The organism is Actinotalea alkalitolerans (assembly GCF_023369855.1).
In the GTDB taxonomy this organism is placed as follows: Bacteria; Actinomycetota; Actinomycetes; order Actinomycetales; family Cellulomonadaceae; genus Actinotalea.
The window spans coordinates 1-16,105 of record NZ_JAMBPP010000021.1 but is presented as its reverse complement, the minus strand read 5'-3'; the positions used below and the strand labels follow the sequence as shown (position 1 = coordinate 16,105).

Below are 16,105 nucleotides of genomic sequence, written 5' to 3'. Positions count from 1 at the left end.
GGTGGCTCCGAGAGAATGGTTGAACTCTCAAGAACTCTTAGTTGATATTTGTACTACACTCGAACCAGCGACGCAAGCCCCGTGAGCGCCCGAATCCCCCCGGCGCGTGAAACCCTGGGGCCGTGCCCGGTCGTACGGGGGAGGGCGCAGAGGAAAGAGGGCGACATGACACAGGTGGACCACGCGGACCTCGACGAGACCGTCGACGTGCCGGACCCGATGCAGCACCAGGACGGCCAGGCCCCGGACGGGCGGTGGCTCGACGACGGTCAGCAACGCGCCTGGCGTGCCTTCCTCCTCGGCTCCTCGCGCCTCAACGACGCGCTCAACCGCCAGCTCGAGGCCGAGGCCGGCATGTCGCTGAGCGAGTACGAGGTGCTCGTCCGGCTCTCCGAGTCCCCGCAGCGCACGCTGCGCATGTCCGAGCTCGCCGCCGAGCTCGTCTTCTCGCGCAGCAGGCTCACCCACACCGTGCGACGGATGGAGGACCGTTCGCTGGTGGAGCGCCGCACCTGCCGCGACGACGGCCGCGGGGTCAACTGCGTGCTGACCGACACCGGTTTCGCGACCCTCCAGCAGACCGCCCCCGGCCACGTCGACGCCGTGCGGCGGCACATGGTCGACCTGCTGACCACGGACCAGCTCCGCGCGCTGGGCGAGGCGATGGCGATCGTCGCCCAGGGGCCGTCCCCGCAGGCACCCGCGGCTGCGGGGAGTGGCACACCCACCCCGTGAGGTTTGGGACACTGGTCCCATGGCCACCACGACAGTCCACCTCCTGCGCCACGGCGAGGTCCACAACCCCGACGGTGTGCTCTACGGCAGGATCGCCGGGTTCCGGCTCTCCGAGCGCGGCCAGGCGATGGCCGAGCGGGTCGCGGCACACCTCTCGGGCTCGGGCCCGTCCGGGCAGGCCCGCCGCGACGTGGTGCACGTGGTCGCCTCACCCCTCCAGCGCGCGCAGGAGACCGCGACGCCCATCGCGGAGGCCTTCGGGCTCGACCTCGCCACCGACGAGCGGCTGCTCGAGGCCGAGAACCACTTCGAGGGACTGACCTTCGGGGTCGGTGACGGCTCGCTGCGCCGTCCCGCGCACTGGCGCCACCTGTGGAACCCGCTGCGCCCGTCGTGGGGCGAGCCGTACCGTGCCCAGGTCGCCCGGATGCTCGCCGGCGTCGCGGCGGCCCGGACCGCAGCACAGGGGCACGAGGCCGTCATCGTGAGCCACCAGCTCCCCATCTGGGTGACCCGGCAGGCCCTCGAGGGCAAGCGCCTGTGGCACGACCCGCGCCGGCGCGAGTGCAGCGTCGCCTCCCTGACCTCGCTGCACTACGACGGCGACCTGCTCACCGGCATCACCTACAGCGAGCCCGCAGCCGACCTGCTGCCCGACGCCCCGACGGTCCCCGGGGCATGAGCCGGTGGCGGGGTGCGGCGGCCGCGGTGCTCGCCCTCGGCCTGGTCGGCTGCGCCCCGAGCGTGAGCGGAGGGTGGACCGAGACCGGCGCAGAGGCCGGGTACGTCTCGGGAGACCGGTCGGTCACCACCTGGGAGGCCGGTGACCGCACCGGCCCGGTCGAGATCGTCGGGACCGACTTCGCGGGTGAGCCGGTGGACGTGTCCGACTGGCGCGGCGACGTCGTGGTGCTCAACACCTGGTACGCGCAGTGCCCGCCCTGCCGCGCCGAGGCGCCCGACCTGGTCGCCCTGGCCGAGGACTACGCCGACCGCGGGGTCCACCTGCTCGGGATCAACTCGACCGACGACCCCGGCGCGGCCCAGCCCTTCGAACGCACCTTCGCCATCCCCTACCCCTCGGTGCACGACGCCGACGGAGCCGCGGTGGCCGCGCTCCAGGGTGTCGTCCCGGTGCAGGCCGTGCCGACCACCGTCGTGCTGGACCGTCAGGGCAAGGTCGCCGGTCGGGTCCTGGGTCTGATCGACCCCTCCACGCTGCGCTCCGTGGTCGACGAGCTGCTCGCGGAGGAGGAGTGAACGCAGCGCTGCTCGCGGGGATCGGGGACACCTTCCAGGCCACCGTCCTGGACGGGTCCCTGCTGCTCGCCGTCCCGGTCGCGGTGATCGCCGGTCTGGTCTCGTTCGCCTCGCCGTGCGTGCTGCCCCTGGTGCCCGGCTACCTGGGCTACGTGACCGGGATGGCCGGGAGCGCCGCGGCCAGACCCGTCGCCGACCGGGTCGTCGCGGGTGCTTCAGCGCAGGCTGCGTCCGGAGCCCCTGCCCACCAGCCGTCACCCACGACCCTCGGCGAGGTCGCCCGTGGGCGCATGCTCGCCGGGGTCGGGCTGTTCGTCCTCGGCTTCACCGTGGTCTTCGTGCTGTTCGGGGTGCTGGCCGGGTCGCTCGGGGCCGTGGTCAACCAGTGGAGCGACCCGATCACGCGGGTCCTGGGCGTCGTGGTGATCCTCATGGGACTGGTCTTCACCGGCTGGCTGCCGTTCGCGCAGCGTGAGCGCCGGCTGCGGCTCGCGCCCTCGGCCGGTCTCTGGGGTGCGCCGCTGCTCGGCGTGGTCTTCGGCCTGGGCTGGGCACCGTGCATCGGCCCCACCCTGGTGGCGGTCTACACCTTGGCCCTGGACGGGGCCTCGGCGGGCCGCGGTGCCCTGCTCTCGGTGGCCTACTGCGCAGGTCTCGGCCTGCCCTTCCTGCTCATCGCCCTCGGGTTCGAGCGGTCGACGCGGGCGCTGGGCTTCCTGCGGGCGCACCGGGTGGCGATCATGCGGCTGGGCGGGGTGGTGCTCGTGGTGGTGGGCCTCGCGCTGGTCAGCGGGCTGTGGGGAGCCTGGACGCAGTCCCTGCAGGGACTCATCGGCGGCTTCGAGCCGGTGGTGTGATGGCGACCGACGCGAGCTATCGGCCCGCCGGTCACACCGGTGACGCCTACGACCAGGAGGGTGCCGGGGGCTCCGAGGAGCCACCCCGCCTGCCCAGCCTCGGCCTGGTCGGGACGCTGCGCTGGACGTGGCGGCAGCTGACCAGCATGCGCGTCGCGCTGCTGCTGCTGATGCTGCTCGCGGTCGTCGCCGTTCCCGGCTCGGTGCTCCCGCAGCGCCCGCAGGACCCTGCCGCCGTGGCGGGCTACCTGGCGGACAACCCGACCATCGGGCCGTGGCTCGACCGGCTCGGCTTCTTCGACGTCTTCGCCTCGGTGTGGTTCTCGGCCGTGTACCTGCTGCTGTTCCTGTCGCTGATCGGCTGCATCCTCCCGCGGGTCGCTGCCCACCTGCGCGGGGTGCGGGCCCGCCCACCGCGCACGCCGCGCCGACTCACCCGCTTCCCCGCCCGCGGCGAGGTCGTCCTCGACGCGACCCCCGAGCAGGTCGTCGCAGCAGCCCGGGTGGCGCTGACCGGCCCGCTGCGCGCCCTGCCACGCTTCCGCACCGACGACGACGTCGAGCCCGACGGGGCTCGCACGGTCTCGGCCGAGCGCGGCTACCTGCGCGAGACGGGCAACCTGGTCTTCCACCTCGCCCTGCTCGGCATCCTCGTGTCGGTCGCCGCGGGGCAGTTCCTGCATTACCGCGGGCAGGCCCTGGTCGTCGAGGGCCGCGGTTTCGCCAACGCGGTCACCGACTACGACTCCTTCGAGTCGGGCACGGGCTTCGACCCCCGCTCGCTGACGCCCTTCACGCTGCGGCTCGACAGGTTCACCGCTGCCTTCACCGAGGACGCCGAGGCCCGCCCGCGGGACTTCGTGGCCGATGTCACCGTCCGTCTGCCCGGCGAGCAGGAGTCGCCCCGGACCATCCGCGTCAACCACCCGCTGACCGTCGGCGAGGCCAAGATCTACCTCCAGGGCAACGGGTACGCCCCCGACGTCGTGGTGCACGACGCGGACGGCGAGGTGGCGTTCGCGGGCGCCGTCCCCTTCCTGCCCGAGGACACGTTCTACCGCTCCCGCGGTGTGATCAAGGTCCCTGACGTGTCCACGGGTGATCAGGTCGGCATCGTCGGGTACCTGCTGCCGACCGCCGAGGTGACCCCCCTCGGCGCCCGCTCGATCTACCCCCAACCGCTGAGCCCGCTGCTCGTGCTGACCGTGTGGGCGGGGGACCTGGGACTGGACGACGGCATCCCGCAGAACGTCTACCGCCTCGACGAGAGCGGGATGACCCAGGCCCTCGAGCCGGACGGCCGCCCGGTGACCCTCTTCCTCGAGCCGGGGCAGACGGTCGACCTGCCTGACGGGCTCGGGACCCTGACCTGGAACGACCTGCCCCGCTTCGTCGCCCTGGACCTGCGGCACGACCCCGCGCTGGCCTGGATCCTGGCCTTCTCGATCGCCGCCCTGGTCGGTCTGTCGACCTCGCTGTTCACGCCTCGGCGGCGGCTCTGGCTGCGGATCCGCACCGTGCAGGGACGTACAGTGGTCGACGGCGCAGGGCTCGCCCGCGGGGACGACATCGGCCTCCAGGGAGAGCTCGACCGCCTCCTGGACGCGGTGCGCGCACTGGACCCCGCGCCCTCGCACGCCCCGGCGGCCCGCACGGGCCCCACCCCGCACGACGACACGTCCGCCCGCGAGACCTCGCCGGGGACGTCGCACGAGAGGCAGGAACATGAGTCTCGGTGAGCTGAGCACCTTGCTGGTCTGGGGCGCGACCGCTGCCTACGCGATCGGCCTGGTGGCCTTCGCGGTCGACCTCGCGCGGCTCGCCGACGGTGCTGCCCGCCCCGTCCGGGCCGGTGCGGTGGCGAACGCACGTGCCGGTGGAGGCCCCGTCGTCCCGAGCGCCACGGGACCGGCCGTCGGCGACCCGTCGGGGCCCGAGGGCGTGGTGACCCGTGCGGGCCGACGCGCTGTCGGCATCGCGATGGCCACCACCGGCGTCGGTGCGGTCCTCCACGTGGCCGGCACCGTGCTGCGCGGGGTCGCCGCCGAACGGGTGCCGTGGGCCAACATGTACGAGTTCGCCCTGGTCGGCAGCCTCGTGGCCGTGCTGACCTTCCTCGCGCTGTGCCGGGGCCGGGACCTGCGTTTCCTCGGCACGATCGTGATCGGCATCGCGGTGCTCGCCCTGGGCCTGGGGCTGACCGCCTTCTACGTCCCTGCCGACGCGGTCGAGCCGGCCCTGCAGAGCTACTGGCTGGTCATCCACGTCTCGATCGCGGTGATCGCCACGGGTCTGTTCACGGTGGCTTTCGCGGTCAGCACCCTCCAGCTGCTCAAGGACTCGCGGGCGTCGGGGAGCAGCCGCCTGGCCGGGTCCCGCTGGCGGATGCTCGACGCGTTGCCACCGGCCGCCGAGCTCGAGGGGCTGTCCTTCCGGATCAACGCGGTCGGCTTCGTGCTGTGGACCTTCACCGTGATGGCGGGGGCCATCTGGGCCGAGCAGGCCTGGGCCCGCTACTGGGGCTGGGACCCCAAGGAGGTCTGGAGCTTCGTGGTGTGGGTGGTCTACGCCGCGTACCTGCACGCCCGCACGACCCGGGGCTGGTCAGGACGTCGCGCGGCGTGGTTCGTGGTGGTCGGCTACGCGACCGTCATCTTCAACTTCACCGGCGTGAACCTGCTCTTCGACGGTCTGCACAGCTACAGCGGCCTCTAGCCGCGGGTGGCCCCCGTGTCGGGCGGGGTGTCGTTGTCGTCCTCGGTCGGCTCGGTCGGGTCGCTCGGGTCGGTCGGTGGTACGTCGTCTCCGGGCTTCGCGCCGGGCGATGCCGGTCCCTGGCCACGGCGGCGCTGCTGCTGCTCGAGCCGCCACAGGAAGTCCGGGTCGTCGTCGGGTGCCGTGCTCTCCTGGCGGCGCGGGAGCCGACCACCCGGCCGGGTGGGCCCCGTCGGGCGAGGTCGACCACCCGACGGCGTGCCGGTGCGGGGGCCCTCGGTCGAGCGGCGGTTGCGGCTCACGGCGATCCACGCGATCGGACCGACCACGGGCAGCAGCACGACGATCGCGACCCACACCAGGCGGCGGATGCCTACCCGTTCGAACGGTTCGCTGCGCGAGAGGTCGATCAACGCGTAGATCGCCAGTGCCAGGGGGACGACGTAGACGAGTGCGCGGAGCATCTGTCCACCCTAAGCCGGATGGCGCCTACGCTGGACCGGTGCCCCTGATCGTCTACTCCCTGCTGCGCCTCGGCCTCCTCGGACTGTGCCTGGTAGGCCTCGCGCTGGCCGGGATGGGTGGGTGGCTGCTCGTCCTGGTGGCCGCGCTGCTCGCCTGGGCGATCTCCTACGCGGCGCTGACCGGACCGCGGGACGCCGCGGCGACATGGTTGGCCGAGCGGGCCGAGCGACGCCGTGCCGGCGGGCAGCGCTTCAGCGCGGGGGTCGAGCAGGACGCCCTGGCCGAGGACGCCGAGGCCGACGCGCCCGCTGCAGGGCCCGAGTCCCGCACGGACGACGGCTCGCGCTGAGTCCTGTCGGGTGATCGCGGGGCGCACCCAGCCGGGGAGAGCTCAGCCGCGAGCCCTCACAGGGCCAGTCCGAGGCCGAGCAGCACCCCGAAGCCCAGCTCGAGCAGACCGGTACCGGCCAGCACCGGCTTGAGGAGCACCCCACGGGCCCCGAGCAGCACCGTGCCGGCGAGGATCCCCGCTGCGGGGGCGAGGAGCAGCACGAGCAGTGACCAGGGCGCCGCGAGGGCGCAGGCCAGGCCGAGCAGGACGGGCAGCACCACCAGCACGGCGTAGACCCGGCGGGAACGGTGGTCACCCAGCCGCACGGCGAGGGTCCGCTTGCCCACGACGGCGTCGGTGGGGATGTCGCGCAGGTTGTTGACCATGAGCAGCGCGCAGGCCAGCAGGCCGATCGCGACGGCGCCGAGCACCGCGGGCCAGGAGATCCGGTCGGCCTGGGTGTAGGTGGTGCCGAGCACCGCGACCAGACCGAAGAACGTGAAGACCCCCACCTCGCCGAGCCCGCGGTAGCCGTAGGGCCGTCGACCGCCGGTGTAGCCCCATGCGGCGGCGATCGCGAGCGCACCGACAGCCAGCAGCCACCAGTGGCCGCTGACCAGCACGAGCGCCAGGCCGAGCAGGCCTCCGACCGCGAACGAGGCGAACGCGGCGGTCTTGACCTGCCGGGGCGGCGCGGCACCGGAGGCCGTCAGCCGCATCGGGCCGACCCGGTCGACGTCGGTGCCCCGGACACCGTCGGAGAAGTCGTTGGCGTAGTTCACGCCCACCTGGAGAGCTAGGGCGACGCCTGCGGCGAGCAGGGCGCGCGGGACCGATGCGGAGCCCAGCTGGGCTGCGGCCCCGGTGCCCACCAGGACCGGGGCGACCGCCGCCGGCAGGGTGCGCAGACGCGCGCCCTCGATCCACTCAGCGGGGGTGGCCATCGGTCTCCGTCCAGGGCGTGCGGTCGAGTGCTCGGGCCGCCAGGACGGCGACCGCGGCGCGGTCCACCTTGCCGGGTCCGCGCTCGGGCAGCGAGCCCACGACGACCACGTGCCGGGGAGCGGCAGCGCCCCCCAGCGTACGGGTGACGGCGGCACGGGCATCCCCCAGGTCGGGGGGCACGGAGCCGGGCGCGACCACCACGACCGCGGTGAGCGCCTGTCCCCACCGGGTGTCCGGGACCCCGACCACGCAGACCTGGCCCACGCCGGGCAGCGCCGCCAGGGCCGCCTCGACGGGCGCGGGGGCGACGTTGACCCCTCCGGTGATGATGACCTCGTCGACGCGTCCGAGCACCGTCAGCCGGCCCCCGTCGAGCGAGCCCAGGTCCTGGGTCCGCAGCCACCGGGCACCCGTGCTCTCGTCGAGGTGGAAGGCCTCGGCGTCCAGGTCCGGCCGGCCGAGGTAGCCCTGGGCCAGCACCGGCCCGGCCAGGACGATCCGTCCCTGCGGGTCGACGGCTACCCGGACGCCGTCCAGGGGGTGCCCGTCGTAGACGCAGCCACCGCAGGTCTCGGTCATCCCGTAGGTCGTGACCACCCGGAGCCCGGCGTCGGCAGCCGCACGGAGCAGGGCCGGCGGTGCGGCCGCACCCCCCAGGAGCAGCGCGTCGACCCGGCGCAGGGCACCCACCCAGGACGGGTCGGCCGTGGGCTCGAGCACCCGGTGCAGCTGGGTCGGCACGAGCGAGGTGTACAGCGGCAGGTCGCTCGGCGCCCCGGCGACGACGGTGGCGAGGTCCGCCGGGGAGAACCCTGCACCCGCCGGCACCACGAGGGGCTCGACCCCCGCCGCCGCGGCGCGCAGCAGCACCTGGAGGCCGGCCACGTGGGTCAGCGGCAGGGCGAGCACCCAGCGCCCAGGGCCTCCCAGGCGGGCGTGGGTCGCTGCTGCCGAGGCCTGCAGCGCGGCCGCGGCGAGCATCACGCCCCGCGGCTGCCCGGTCGAGCCCGACGTCCGGACCACCAGGGCGACGTCGTCGGGGACCCCGCGGCTCACGGGCAGGTCGGGGGACGGCCCGTCGGGCTCGACCGGGGCGATCGCGGGGCCCGTCCCGTCCATCGCGTGGCGCAGGGCCCGGGACACGGTGCGGGCCAGCCCGAGGTCGGTCCGGCCCACGGGCAGCGTGGTCACGGGCCGGGTCACACCTGCCAGGGTAGGACGCGCCGTACAGTGATCGGCGGAAGTCGGCCACCTGGGCCGGCACGAGAAGGAGCTGCCCCGTGGCACGGACGACCGCGACCACCCCCCAGCACGTGGGACCGCAGGCACGCACGACCGCCGGCCGGGTCCCCGGAGCCGGGCGCGCACCGCACCGTCCGGTGCGCGCGGCCCTGGCCGGGATGGTCCTCGTCTCGCTCGCGCTGGTGAGCGCGTGCTCGTCCCCACCGGCCCCCGAGGCGCCGGACCCGGTGACCGTCACCCCCACGATCGACGACAACCGTGGGAACCCGCCCGAGCCGGTCGTTCCGGTGGTGTGGCCGCTGACCGGGGTGCCCGTCGAGGCGGTCCCCGAGCGTCCCGCGGTCTCGGTCAAGATCGAGAACACCTCGAGCGTTCGGCCGCAGAGCGGTCTCGACCAGGCCGATGTGGTCTGGGAGACGATCGTCGAGTTCGAGGTCTCACGCTTCGTCGCGGTGTTCCACTCGCAGGTCCCCGAAGAGGTCGGGCCGATCCGCTCCGTCCGCCCGATGGACCCGGCGATCACCGCCCCGATGCGCGGGCTGATCGCGTTCTCGGGAGGGCAGCCCGGCATCCTCGCCATGGTCGATGCGAGCGCCTCGCAGCCGATCAGCCAGGACGCGGGGGCCGGCGGCATGTACCGCATCCGGACCCGCAGCGCCCCGCACAACGTGTACGGATCGGTGCAGGCGTTCATCGACGAGGCCGACGAGAACCACCGGGCATCGCCCGCGCAGCAGTTCGCCTTCGCGCAGCGCGCGGACCTGGCGACCGCACCGGCCGGCGGTACCCCGGCTGGGTCGTTGGCGTTCCGGCTGTCGGGTCAGTCGTCCCCGTCGTGGGCGTGGGACCCGACCGGCGGTGTCTGGCTGCGCTCGGAGGGCTCGACCCCCGCGACCGCGCCGAGCGGCGCCCAGCTGACGTCGGTCAACGTCGTGGCGGTCACCGCCAACCACCCGGCCACGGGCTTCGGGGCCCAGGGCGGAGCCGCCGTGCCGACCTACGAGCTGGTCGGTGAGGGCCCGGCGACGGTGGCGACCGGAGGCCACGTGGTCGAGGGCACCTGGCGCAAGGGCGCCGAGGACGCTCCGATGGAGCTCGTCGACGCCGGCGGTCAGCCGATCCTGCTCGCTCCGGGCAACACCTGGGTCGAGATGATCCCGGCGGGCAAGGGTTCGCTCACCGTCGGCTGAGCCTCTCGGCGTACGACCGGAGGATGAGGGCGGGCCGATCCTGCGCACCCTGCGGAGGACCCGGCCGCCTCAGGATCCAGCCCTCGGGCCGATCCGCTCGCGGCCGGGTGCGACCAGGCTGGGTGCATGGCCCAGATCACCGTCCACCACGTCGGTCCCCACTCGCCCTACGGAGTCCCCGCGAGCCGTCGGGGCGTCGGGCTCGACCGTGAGCGCCTGCGTTCGGTCGTCCCGGTCGCCCTGGCCGTGACGCTGCTGTTCGGCGTGCTGGCGGTGGGCGTGCTGACCTTGCGCACCGTGCTCGACTTCGGCGTGTGGGTGCTGGGCACCTACTGACCGCTTCGTCGTCCCGGGGTGGGGGGCCCCGGGACGACGGGCTCAGAAGTGGTGCGGGAAAGGGGCCCAGTCCGGTGCCCGGCGTTCGAGGAACGCATCCCGGCCCTCGACCGCCTCGTCGGTCATGTACGCCAGGCGGGTGGCCTCCCCGGCGAACACCTGCTGCCCGGCGAGGCCGTCGTCGGCGAGGTTGAACGCGAACTTGAGCATCCGCAGGGCCTGCGGGGACTTCGTCGCGATGGTCCGGGCGTACTCGAGCGCGAGCTCCTCGACGTCGTCGTGGTCGGCGACCTCGTTGACCGCCCCCCACCGCTCGGCGTCGTCGGCCGAGTACTCGCGAGCGAGGAAGAAGATCTCCCGCGCGCGCTTCTGGCCCACCTGACGGGCCAGGTACGCCGATCCGTAGCCGCCGTCGAACGAGCCGACGTCGGCGTCGGTCTGCTTGAACCGGCCGTGCTGACGGCAGGCGATGGACAGGTCGGCCACGACGTGCAGCGAGTGGCCCCCTCCCGCGGCCCAGCCGTCCACCACGGCCACCACGACCTTGGGCATGGTCCGGATGAGTCGCTGCACCTCGAGGATGTGCAGACGCCCGGCCCGGGCGGGGTCGATGCCGTCGGCGGTCTGGGTCGCGGTGGACTCGGTGTAGCGGTAGCCGTCCCGGCCGCGGATCCGCTGGTCGCCACCCGAGCAGAACGCCCAGCCGCCGTCCTTCGCGCTGGGTCCGTTCCCGGTCAGCAGCACGCAGCCGACGTCGGAGGTCATCCGGGCGTGGTCCAGCGCGCGGTAGAGCTCGTCGACGGTGTGCGGTCGGAAGGCGTTGCGCACCTCGGGGCGGTCGAAGGCGATCCGCACGACCGGCAGGTCGCGGGGGGCCGACTCACCGGCCGGCCGGGTGACCGCGCGGTGGTAGGTGAGGTCGGTGAGGCCCTCGAACCCCTCGACCGGGCGCCAGCGGGTCGGGTCGAACGTGGCCGAGACCTGGGGGAGTGCGCTCATGGCCGCCACGATAGGTCAGGTGGTCTCCCCTTGTGGACGGCACCGGTCGAGCCGGATGATCACCGGCAAGGCTGCCCGGACGCGGCCGGCGGGAGGTCGTGCCGTGGACGGTCGAGCGCGGCCGCGCGGTCTGCCGTGCGCGGTGACGATGCTCGTGGCGGTCATCGGGCTGGGCGCCTGCGGTGGCCACGACGTGCAGGCCGGGTTCGGTCTGCCGACCCAGCCCCCGGACGAGCCCTTCGTCGGTGACCGCACCGCGCTGGCCGGGACCTTCTGGGTCGAGGACAACGGGTGCTTCACGCTCGAGCTCGACCCCGGGACGGCCGGCCAGGAGGACCATCCACGCCGGTGGGTGGTCTGGCCGTCCGACGCCGAGCACGCCGGTGACCGGGTGCGCCTCGCAGGAGGCAGCGAGCTCCTGGACGGCGCACGGGTCACCGGGACCGGCGCCGTCGTCGCGCTCGGGACGCTGCCCGGATGGTCGGACCCCTCGAGCTACTACGGGTCCTTCGGCCGCTTCTGCACCACGGGCGTCGACCAGGTGGTGGTGCTGGACGCGGTCGCCCGGGAGTGAGGTCGGTGGCGTGGCGGCACTACGGTGGCCCGGTGACCTCCGCCGCCCTCCCGTCCACGGGGCTGCACGTGTACCGGGTGGGCCTGCGCACCCGGTTCCGCGGCGTGACGTCCCGGGACGGTGTGCTGCTGCGCGGTCCCGCGGGCTGGGGGGAGTTCGCGCCGTTCTGGGAGTACGAGGACGCCGAGGCGCGCGCGTGGTGGCGGTCCGCCCGTGAGGCCGCCGATCTCGGCTGGCCCGACCCGGTGCGTCAGGCGGTCCCGGTGAACGTCACGGTCCCCGCGGTCGACGGGCCTGCCGCGCATCGACTCGTGACCACCTCCGCGGGCTGCCGTACCGCCAAGGTCAAGGTCGCCGAGCCCGGCCAGGACGTGGCCGCCGAGGTCGAGCGCCTCGAGGCCGTGCGTGACGCGCTGGGTCCCGACGGTCGGATCCGGATCGATGCCAACGGGGCGTGGGACCTGCCCACCGCGATCTCGAGGCTGCGGGTGCTGGACCGGGCCGCGGGAGGGCTGGAGTACGTCGAGCAGCCGTGCGCCTCGGTGGCCGACCTCGCCGCGGTACGGCGGGCCACGCACGTCCTGGTGGCGGCCGACGAGTCCATCCGCCGTGCCGAGGACCCGATGGCGGTGGTGCGCGCCGAGGCAGCGGACGTCGTCGTGCTCAAGGTCGCGCCGCTGGGCGGGGTGCGTGCCTGCCTCGAGCTCGCCGAGCAGGTCGGGCTGCCCGTGGTGGTGTCGTCGGCCCTGGAGACCTCGGTCGGGCTGGCCGCGGGCATCGCCCTGGCCGCTGCGCTGCCCGAGCTGCCCTACGCGTGCGGGCTGGCCACCGCCCAGCTGATGGTGGACGACGTCGTCCCCGAGCCGTTGCTCCCGGTGGACGGGATGATCACGGTGCGGCGACCCGAGCCGACCGCAGAGCTGCTGGCGGCCCACGCGGCCGATGCGGAGCTGACCGGCCGGTGGAGGGCCAGGGCCGGGCGGATGGAGGCCCGCGGATGACCGAGCGAGACTCGACCGTGCCGGGCGCTCCCGGCAACCCGTCCACGCGTGCCGCGCGGGTGCTGGTGCAGGCCCTGGCCGACCTGGGTGTGCGGCACGTGGTGCTGGCCCCCGGCTCGCGCAGCGCCCCGCTCGCCCACGCGGTCGCCGAGTGCGCCCGACCAGACGCGGACCGCGACCCGGCGGCCCCCGCCCTGGACCTGCACGTCCGGATCGACGAGCGCAGCGCCGGCTTCCTGGCGCTCGGCCTGGCTCAGGCGGCCCGGGCCCGGGGCGCGCTCCGACCGGTCGCGGTGGTCACCACCTCGGGGACCGCGGTGGCGAACCTGCACCCGGCGGTGCTCGAGGCCTACCACGCGGGTCTGCCGCTGCTGCTCCTCACCGCGGACCGCCCGCACGAGCTGCGCGGCACGGGGGCGAACCAGACCACCGAGCAGGTCGGCCTGCTCGAGCCGGTACGGCTGACCCTGGACGTCCCCGCGCCGACCGGACGTCCGGGGGAGGACCGTGACCTGCGGCACCTGGCCGCGCGAGCGGTGGCCGCTGCGACCGGTGCGCGCACCGGCGACCCCGGTCCGGTGCATCTCGACCTCTCCTTCCGGGACCCGCTGGTGCCTGGCGAGGAGCCCTGGCCCGACCGGGTCGACCCCGGCCTGACGGCGGTCGTGCCGCGCGGCGGCGCGGGGACCGGGGTGCAGGCCGGCGACGCGCCGGCGGGTGCCGAGCCGTTGCGCACGGTCGTCGTGGCCGGGGACGGCGCCGGCCCGGCGGCCCGCGACCTCGCCGAGGCCCACGGCTGGCCGCTGCTCGCCGAGCCGACCTCGGGGGCCTGGGGCGGGGCGTGCACGATCCCCGCCTACCGGCTCCTGCTCGCCGAGCCTCATCTGGGGGGGCGCGTCCAGCGCGTCGTGGTGCTCGGCCGGCCCACGCTGTCCCGTCCCGTGCAGGAGCTCCTCGGGCGCGAGGACGTCGACACGGTCGTGGTCGCTCCCTGGGGTGCTGCCTGGCCCGACGCGACCCGCTCGGCACGGCTGGTCGTGACCGACCTTCGTGATCTCCCGGTGCGACCGGTGGGGACGTCCGGTCACGGTGGGCCCGACGGCGTCGCGTGGCTCGCCCGGTGGCAGGAGGCCGGTCGGCGGGCCTCGTCGGCGGTCGGCGAGGTCCTCGCCCGCTCGCCCCGGCCGACCGGACCGCAGGTGGCCGCCGCGGTCGTCGCCGCGACCGCCCCCGACGGGGTCCTCGTGGTCGGCTCGAGCAACCCGGTGCGCGACCTCGACCTGGTCGGCGGCTGGCGTGGCTCGCCGCTGGTGCTGGCCAACCGCGGGCTCGCCGGGATCGACGGTGTGCTCTCGACCGCCTCGGGGGTCGCGCTGGCGCTGGCCGGCCCGGTCCGGGCGTACGTGGGCGACCTGACCTTCCTGCACGACGTCGGCGGCCTGCTGGTGGGTCCGCTCGAGCGGCGACCCGACCTGCAGGTGGTGGTGGCCAACGACGACGGCGGCTCGATCTTTGCGACCCTCGAGCACGGCGAGCCGCAGCACACCTCAGCCTTCGAGCGGGTCTTCGGGACCCCGCACGGCGCGGACATCGGTGCCCTGTGCGCCGGGTACGGCGTGGCGCACGTCCGGGTGGACGAGCTCGACGGGTTGCGTGCGGTCCTGGCCCGGCCGGTCACCGGGACCTCGGTGGTCGAGGTCGGCGTCGACCGGTCGGGCCGGCGCGACCTGCACGCGGCGCTCGCACGGGCCGTCCGCGACGCTGTGCACGGGGGCTGACCCCGTTCCCAGGGAACTCCCAGCCAGCACCCAGGGGGGTCGCAGGGCGGCGAGGTGAGATGGGTGAACCTGAAGGAGGTCCACCCATGAGCACCCACGTCCCCGACCCGGACCGCACCACCCCCGACCCCAGCGCACCTCCGCCCCCGCCCCGACCGCCGCTGGCGAACCCGGTGCACGCCCCGGACCCGACGGCCTTCTGGGCGGTCGCACCCGCAGACGCCGGCGGGTCGGCCGTGCCTCCGACCTCGGTGGCCGTCGCGAGCCGTCCCCGCTGGTGGCCGCTGGCCGGGACGGCGACCGCCGCGGCGCTCGCGGCGAGCCTGCTGACCGCGGGCCTCACCGGCGCGTTCACCGGCGCCTCCGACCAGACCTCGTCCCTCGACGCCCTGGGCAGGCAGGAGTCGGTGAGCGTCCCCGTCGCAGGCTCGACGGGGACCACCCCCGACTGGCAGGCGGTCGCGGCCACCGTCCGGGACTCGGTGGTGGCCATCGACGTGCGGTCCGCCCAGGGCACGGGGCAGGGCTCGGGCGTCGTGATCGACGCCGACGGCAACATCCTGACCAACGACCACGTGGTCAGCGGTGCGGTCGACGGCGGCCTGCGCGTGACCCTGGCTGACGGCCGGGTGCACCCCGCGACGATCGTGGGCACCGACCCGACCACGGACCTCGCGGTGATCCGGCTCACCGACCCGCCCGAGGACCTCTCACCGGCGGTGCTGGGCAGCTCGGACGTGGTCAGGGTCGGTGCGCCGGTCATGGCCGTCGGCAACCCGCTCGGGCTGGACAGCACCGTGACGACCGGCATCGTCTCGGCCCTGGACCGGCCGGTCACGACCTCGGGCTCGAGCGACGAGACGGTGGTCACCAACGCGATCCAGATCGACGCGGCGATCAACCCGGGCAACAGCGGTGGCCCGCTGTTCGACGCCTCGGGCGAGGTCATCGGGATCACCTCGTCGATCGCGACGCTCTCGGGCGGTTCGTCGAGCGGGTCGATCGGTCTGGGCTTCGCCATCCCGGCGGACCTCGCGGCGCGGGTGGCCGACCAGCTGATCACCGACGGCACGGTCGAGCACGCCTTCCTCGGGGTGTCGTTGAGCGACGGCACCGCCACGGCGTCCGGCACGACGCGGCGAGGGGCTGTGGTCGAGGAGGTCACCGCGGACTCGCCGGCGGGTGACGCGGGGATCCGGGTGGGTGACGTGGTCGTCGCGATCGACGGCGACCCGGTCAACGGTGCCGAGTCGCTGACGGCCTTCGTCCGCGAGCGGGCCGCAGGCGAGGGCTCGACGCTCACGGTCGTGCGCTCGGGAGAGGTCGTCGAGGTCGAGGTGACCTTCGCGGTCCGTCAGGCCGTGGCAGCGGCCGTGGTCCCCGAGGTCACCCCCGAGCGCGGACGGTCCGGCCCGCGCGGCTGACCCGCCCGCGACGGCTGACCCGGCCCGCGACCGGTGCCGTGCGGCGAGGCCTGGTCAGGGGTGTCGTCGGTCAGTCCGAGCCGAGGGCGTGACGCATCGGCTCGAGCTTGGCCTCGGACTCCGCGAGCTCGGCCGCGGGGTCCGAGGCGGGGGCGGGCCCCCCCCCCCCGGGGGGCCCGCGCCACGCTGCGTACACCCGGCACGAGAGAGGGACGACAGATGACCGACGCCACCGCCGCCGACCCCCCGCCAT

The 16,105-nt window shown here is 74.7% G+C and carries 18 protein-coding genes; 13 read left to right on the top strand and 5 right to left on the bottom strand.

The genetic code is table 11. The features are described from left to right. Positions 1 to 165 precede the first annotated feature (165 nt). The 6 genes from M1R94_RS18800 to ccsB are packed head-to-tail and all read left to right on the top strand — an operon-like array spanning position 166 to position 5,567. Complete coding sequence (locus M1R94_RS18800; RefSeq protein WP_249383268.1) at positions 166 to 735, top strand: MarR family winged helix-turn-helix transcriptional regulator; 570 nt, start codon at positions 166 to 168, stop codon at positions 733 to 735. Between the two features lie 19 nt (positions 736 to 754). Further along, positions 755 to 1,417: a histidine phosphatase family protein gene (locus M1R94_RS18795; RefSeq protein ID WP_249383267.1), complete on the top strand. Its 663-nt coding sequence runs from the start codon at positions 755 to 757 to the stop codon at positions 1,415 to 1,417. Continuing rightward, entirely contained in the window at positions 1,414 to 1,995 is a 582-nt protein-coding gene (locus M1R94_RS18790) for a TlpA family protein disulfide reductase (RefSeq protein WP_249383266.1), read from the top strand. Before M1R94_RS18795 ends, M1R94_RS18790 begins: the two co-directional genes overlap by 4 nt. Next, on the top strand, positions 1,992 to 2,852 hold the full coding sequence (locus tag M1R94_RS18785; protein WP_249383265.1) for a cytochrome c biogenesis CcdA family protein: 861 nt from the start codon (positions 1,992 to 1,994) through the stop codon (positions 2,850 to 2,852). Before M1R94_RS18790 ends, M1R94_RS18785 begins: the two co-directional genes overlap by 4 nt. Then, positions 2,852 to 4,591 (top strand): cytochrome c biogenesis protein ResB, encoded by a 1,740-nt coding sequence (resB, locus tag M1R94_RS18780; RefSeq protein WP_249383264.1) that lies wholly within the window; start codon positions 2,852 to 2,854, stop codon positions 4,589 to 4,591. Before M1R94_RS18785 ends, resB begins: the two co-directional genes overlap by 1 nt. Further along, a complete protein-coding gene (ccsB, locus tag M1R94_RS18775) occupies positions 4,578 to 5,567 on the top strand; it encodes a c-type cytochrome biogenesis protein CcsB (RefSeq protein WP_249383263.1) in 990 nt (329 codons plus the stop codon). The genes resB and ccsB overlap by 14 nt, the downstream gene beginning before the upstream one ends. Here ccsB and M1R94_RS18770 read toward each other — a convergent pair. Next, positions 5,564 to 6,031 (bottom strand): PLD nuclease N-terminal domain-containing protein, encoded by a 468-nt coding sequence (locus M1R94_RS18770; RefSeq protein ID WP_249383262.1) that lies wholly within the window; start codon positions 6,029 to 6,031, stop codon positions 5,564 to 5,566. The genes ccsB and M1R94_RS18770 overlap by 4 nt on opposite strands. A 38-nt stretch (positions 6,032 to 6,069) precedes the next feature. Between M1R94_RS18770 and M1R94_RS18765 the strand changes: the two genes are divergently transcribed. Beyond that, positions 6,070 to 6,381, top strand: coding sequence for a DUF4229 domain-containing protein (locus M1R94_RS18765; RefSeq protein ID WP_249383261.1), 312 nt, complete (start codon positions 6,070 to 6,072; stop codon positions 6,379 to 6,381). 56 nt (positions 6,382 to 6,437) lie between these two features. Here M1R94_RS18765 and M1R94_RS18760 read toward each other — a convergent pair whose 3' ends face one another. Both M1R94_RS18760 and menE read right to left on the bottom strand, forming a co-directional pair. Then, on the bottom strand, positions 6,438 to 7,307 hold the full coding sequence (locus tag M1R94_RS18760) for a 1,4-dihydroxy-2-naphthoate polyprenyltransferase (RefSeq protein WP_249383260.1): 870 nt from the start codon (positions 7,305 to 7,307) through the stop codon (positions 6,438 to 6,440). After that, on the bottom strand, positions 7,291 to 8,511 hold the full coding sequence (menE, locus tag M1R94_RS18755; protein ID WP_249383259.1) for an o-succinylbenzoate--CoA ligase: 1,221 nt from the start codon (positions 8,509 to 8,511) through the stop codon (positions 7,291 to 7,293). Before menE ends, M1R94_RS18760 begins: the two co-directional genes overlap by 17 nt. A gap of 77 nt (positions 8,512 to 8,588) precedes the next feature. On the opposite strand from menE, the gene M1R94_RS18750 reads away from it, so the two are divergent. Beyond that, positions 8,589 to 9,740 carry a DUF3048 domain-containing protein gene (locus M1R94_RS18750; protein WP_249383258.1) on the top strand — a complete coding sequence of 384 codons (1,152 nt, stop codon included), beginning with the start codon at positions 8,589 to 8,591 and terminating at the stop codon, positions 9,738 to 9,740. A 126-nt stretch (positions 9,741 to 9,866) separates the two neighbouring features. Next, positions 9,867 to 10,076, top strand: coding sequence for a hypothetical protein (locus M1R94_RS18745; RefSeq protein WP_249383257.1), 210 nt, complete (start codon positions 9,867 to 9,869; stop codon positions 10,074 to 10,076). 42 nt (positions 10,077 to 10,118) lie between these two features. Here the strand turns inward: M1R94_RS18745 and M1R94_RS18740 are convergent, their stop codons facing one another. Further along, a complete protein-coding gene (locus M1R94_RS18740) occupies positions 10,119 to 11,075 on the bottom strand; it encodes a 1,4-dihydroxy-2-naphthoyl-CoA synthase (protein ID WP_249383256.1) in 957 nt (318 codons plus the stop codon). Positions 11,076 to 11,178: 103 nt separating this feature from the next. Between M1R94_RS18740 and M1R94_RS18735 the strand changes: the two genes are divergently transcribed. From M1R94_RS18735 to M1R94_RS18720, 4 genes are all read left to right on the top strand, one after another. Next, the gene (locus M1R94_RS18735; protein ID WP_249383255.1) at positions 11,179 to 11,649 is read left to right on the top strand and encodes a hypothetical protein; all 471 of its coding nucleotides are present in this window, start codon (positions 11,179 to 11,181) and stop codon (positions 11,647 to 11,649) included. Between the two features lie 32 nt (positions 11,650 to 11,681). Next, positions 11,682 to 12,650, top strand: a complete 969-nt coding sequence (locus M1R94_RS18730) for an o-succinylbenzoate synthase (protein WP_249383254.1) — start codon at positions 11,682 to 11,684, stop codon at positions 12,648 to 12,650. Further along, positions 12,647 to 14,428 (top strand): 2-succinyl-5-enolpyruvyl-6-hydroxy-3-cyclohexene-1-carboxylic-acid synthase, encoded by a 1,782-nt coding sequence (gene menD / locus M1R94_RS18725; RefSeq protein WP_249383253.1) that lies wholly within the window; start codon positions 12,647 to 12,649, stop codon positions 14,426 to 14,428. Before M1R94_RS18730 ends, menD begins: the two co-directional genes overlap by 4 nt. A gap of 86 nt (positions 14,429 to 14,514) precedes the next feature. Then, the gene (locus M1R94_RS18720; protein WP_249383252.1) at positions 14,515 to 15,852 is read left to right on the top strand and encodes a S1C family serine protease; all 1,338 of its coding nucleotides are present in this window, start codon (positions 14,515 to 14,517) and stop codon (positions 15,850 to 15,852) included. Positions 15,853 to 15,922: 70 nt separating this feature from the next. On the opposite strand, the gene M1R94_RS20975 is transcribed toward M1R94_RS18720, so the two are convergent. Continuing rightward, on the bottom strand, positions 15,923 to 16,105 hold a 183-nt coding region (locus tag M1R94_RS20975), incomplete at its 5' end, for a hypothetical protein (RefSeq protein WP_374109496.1).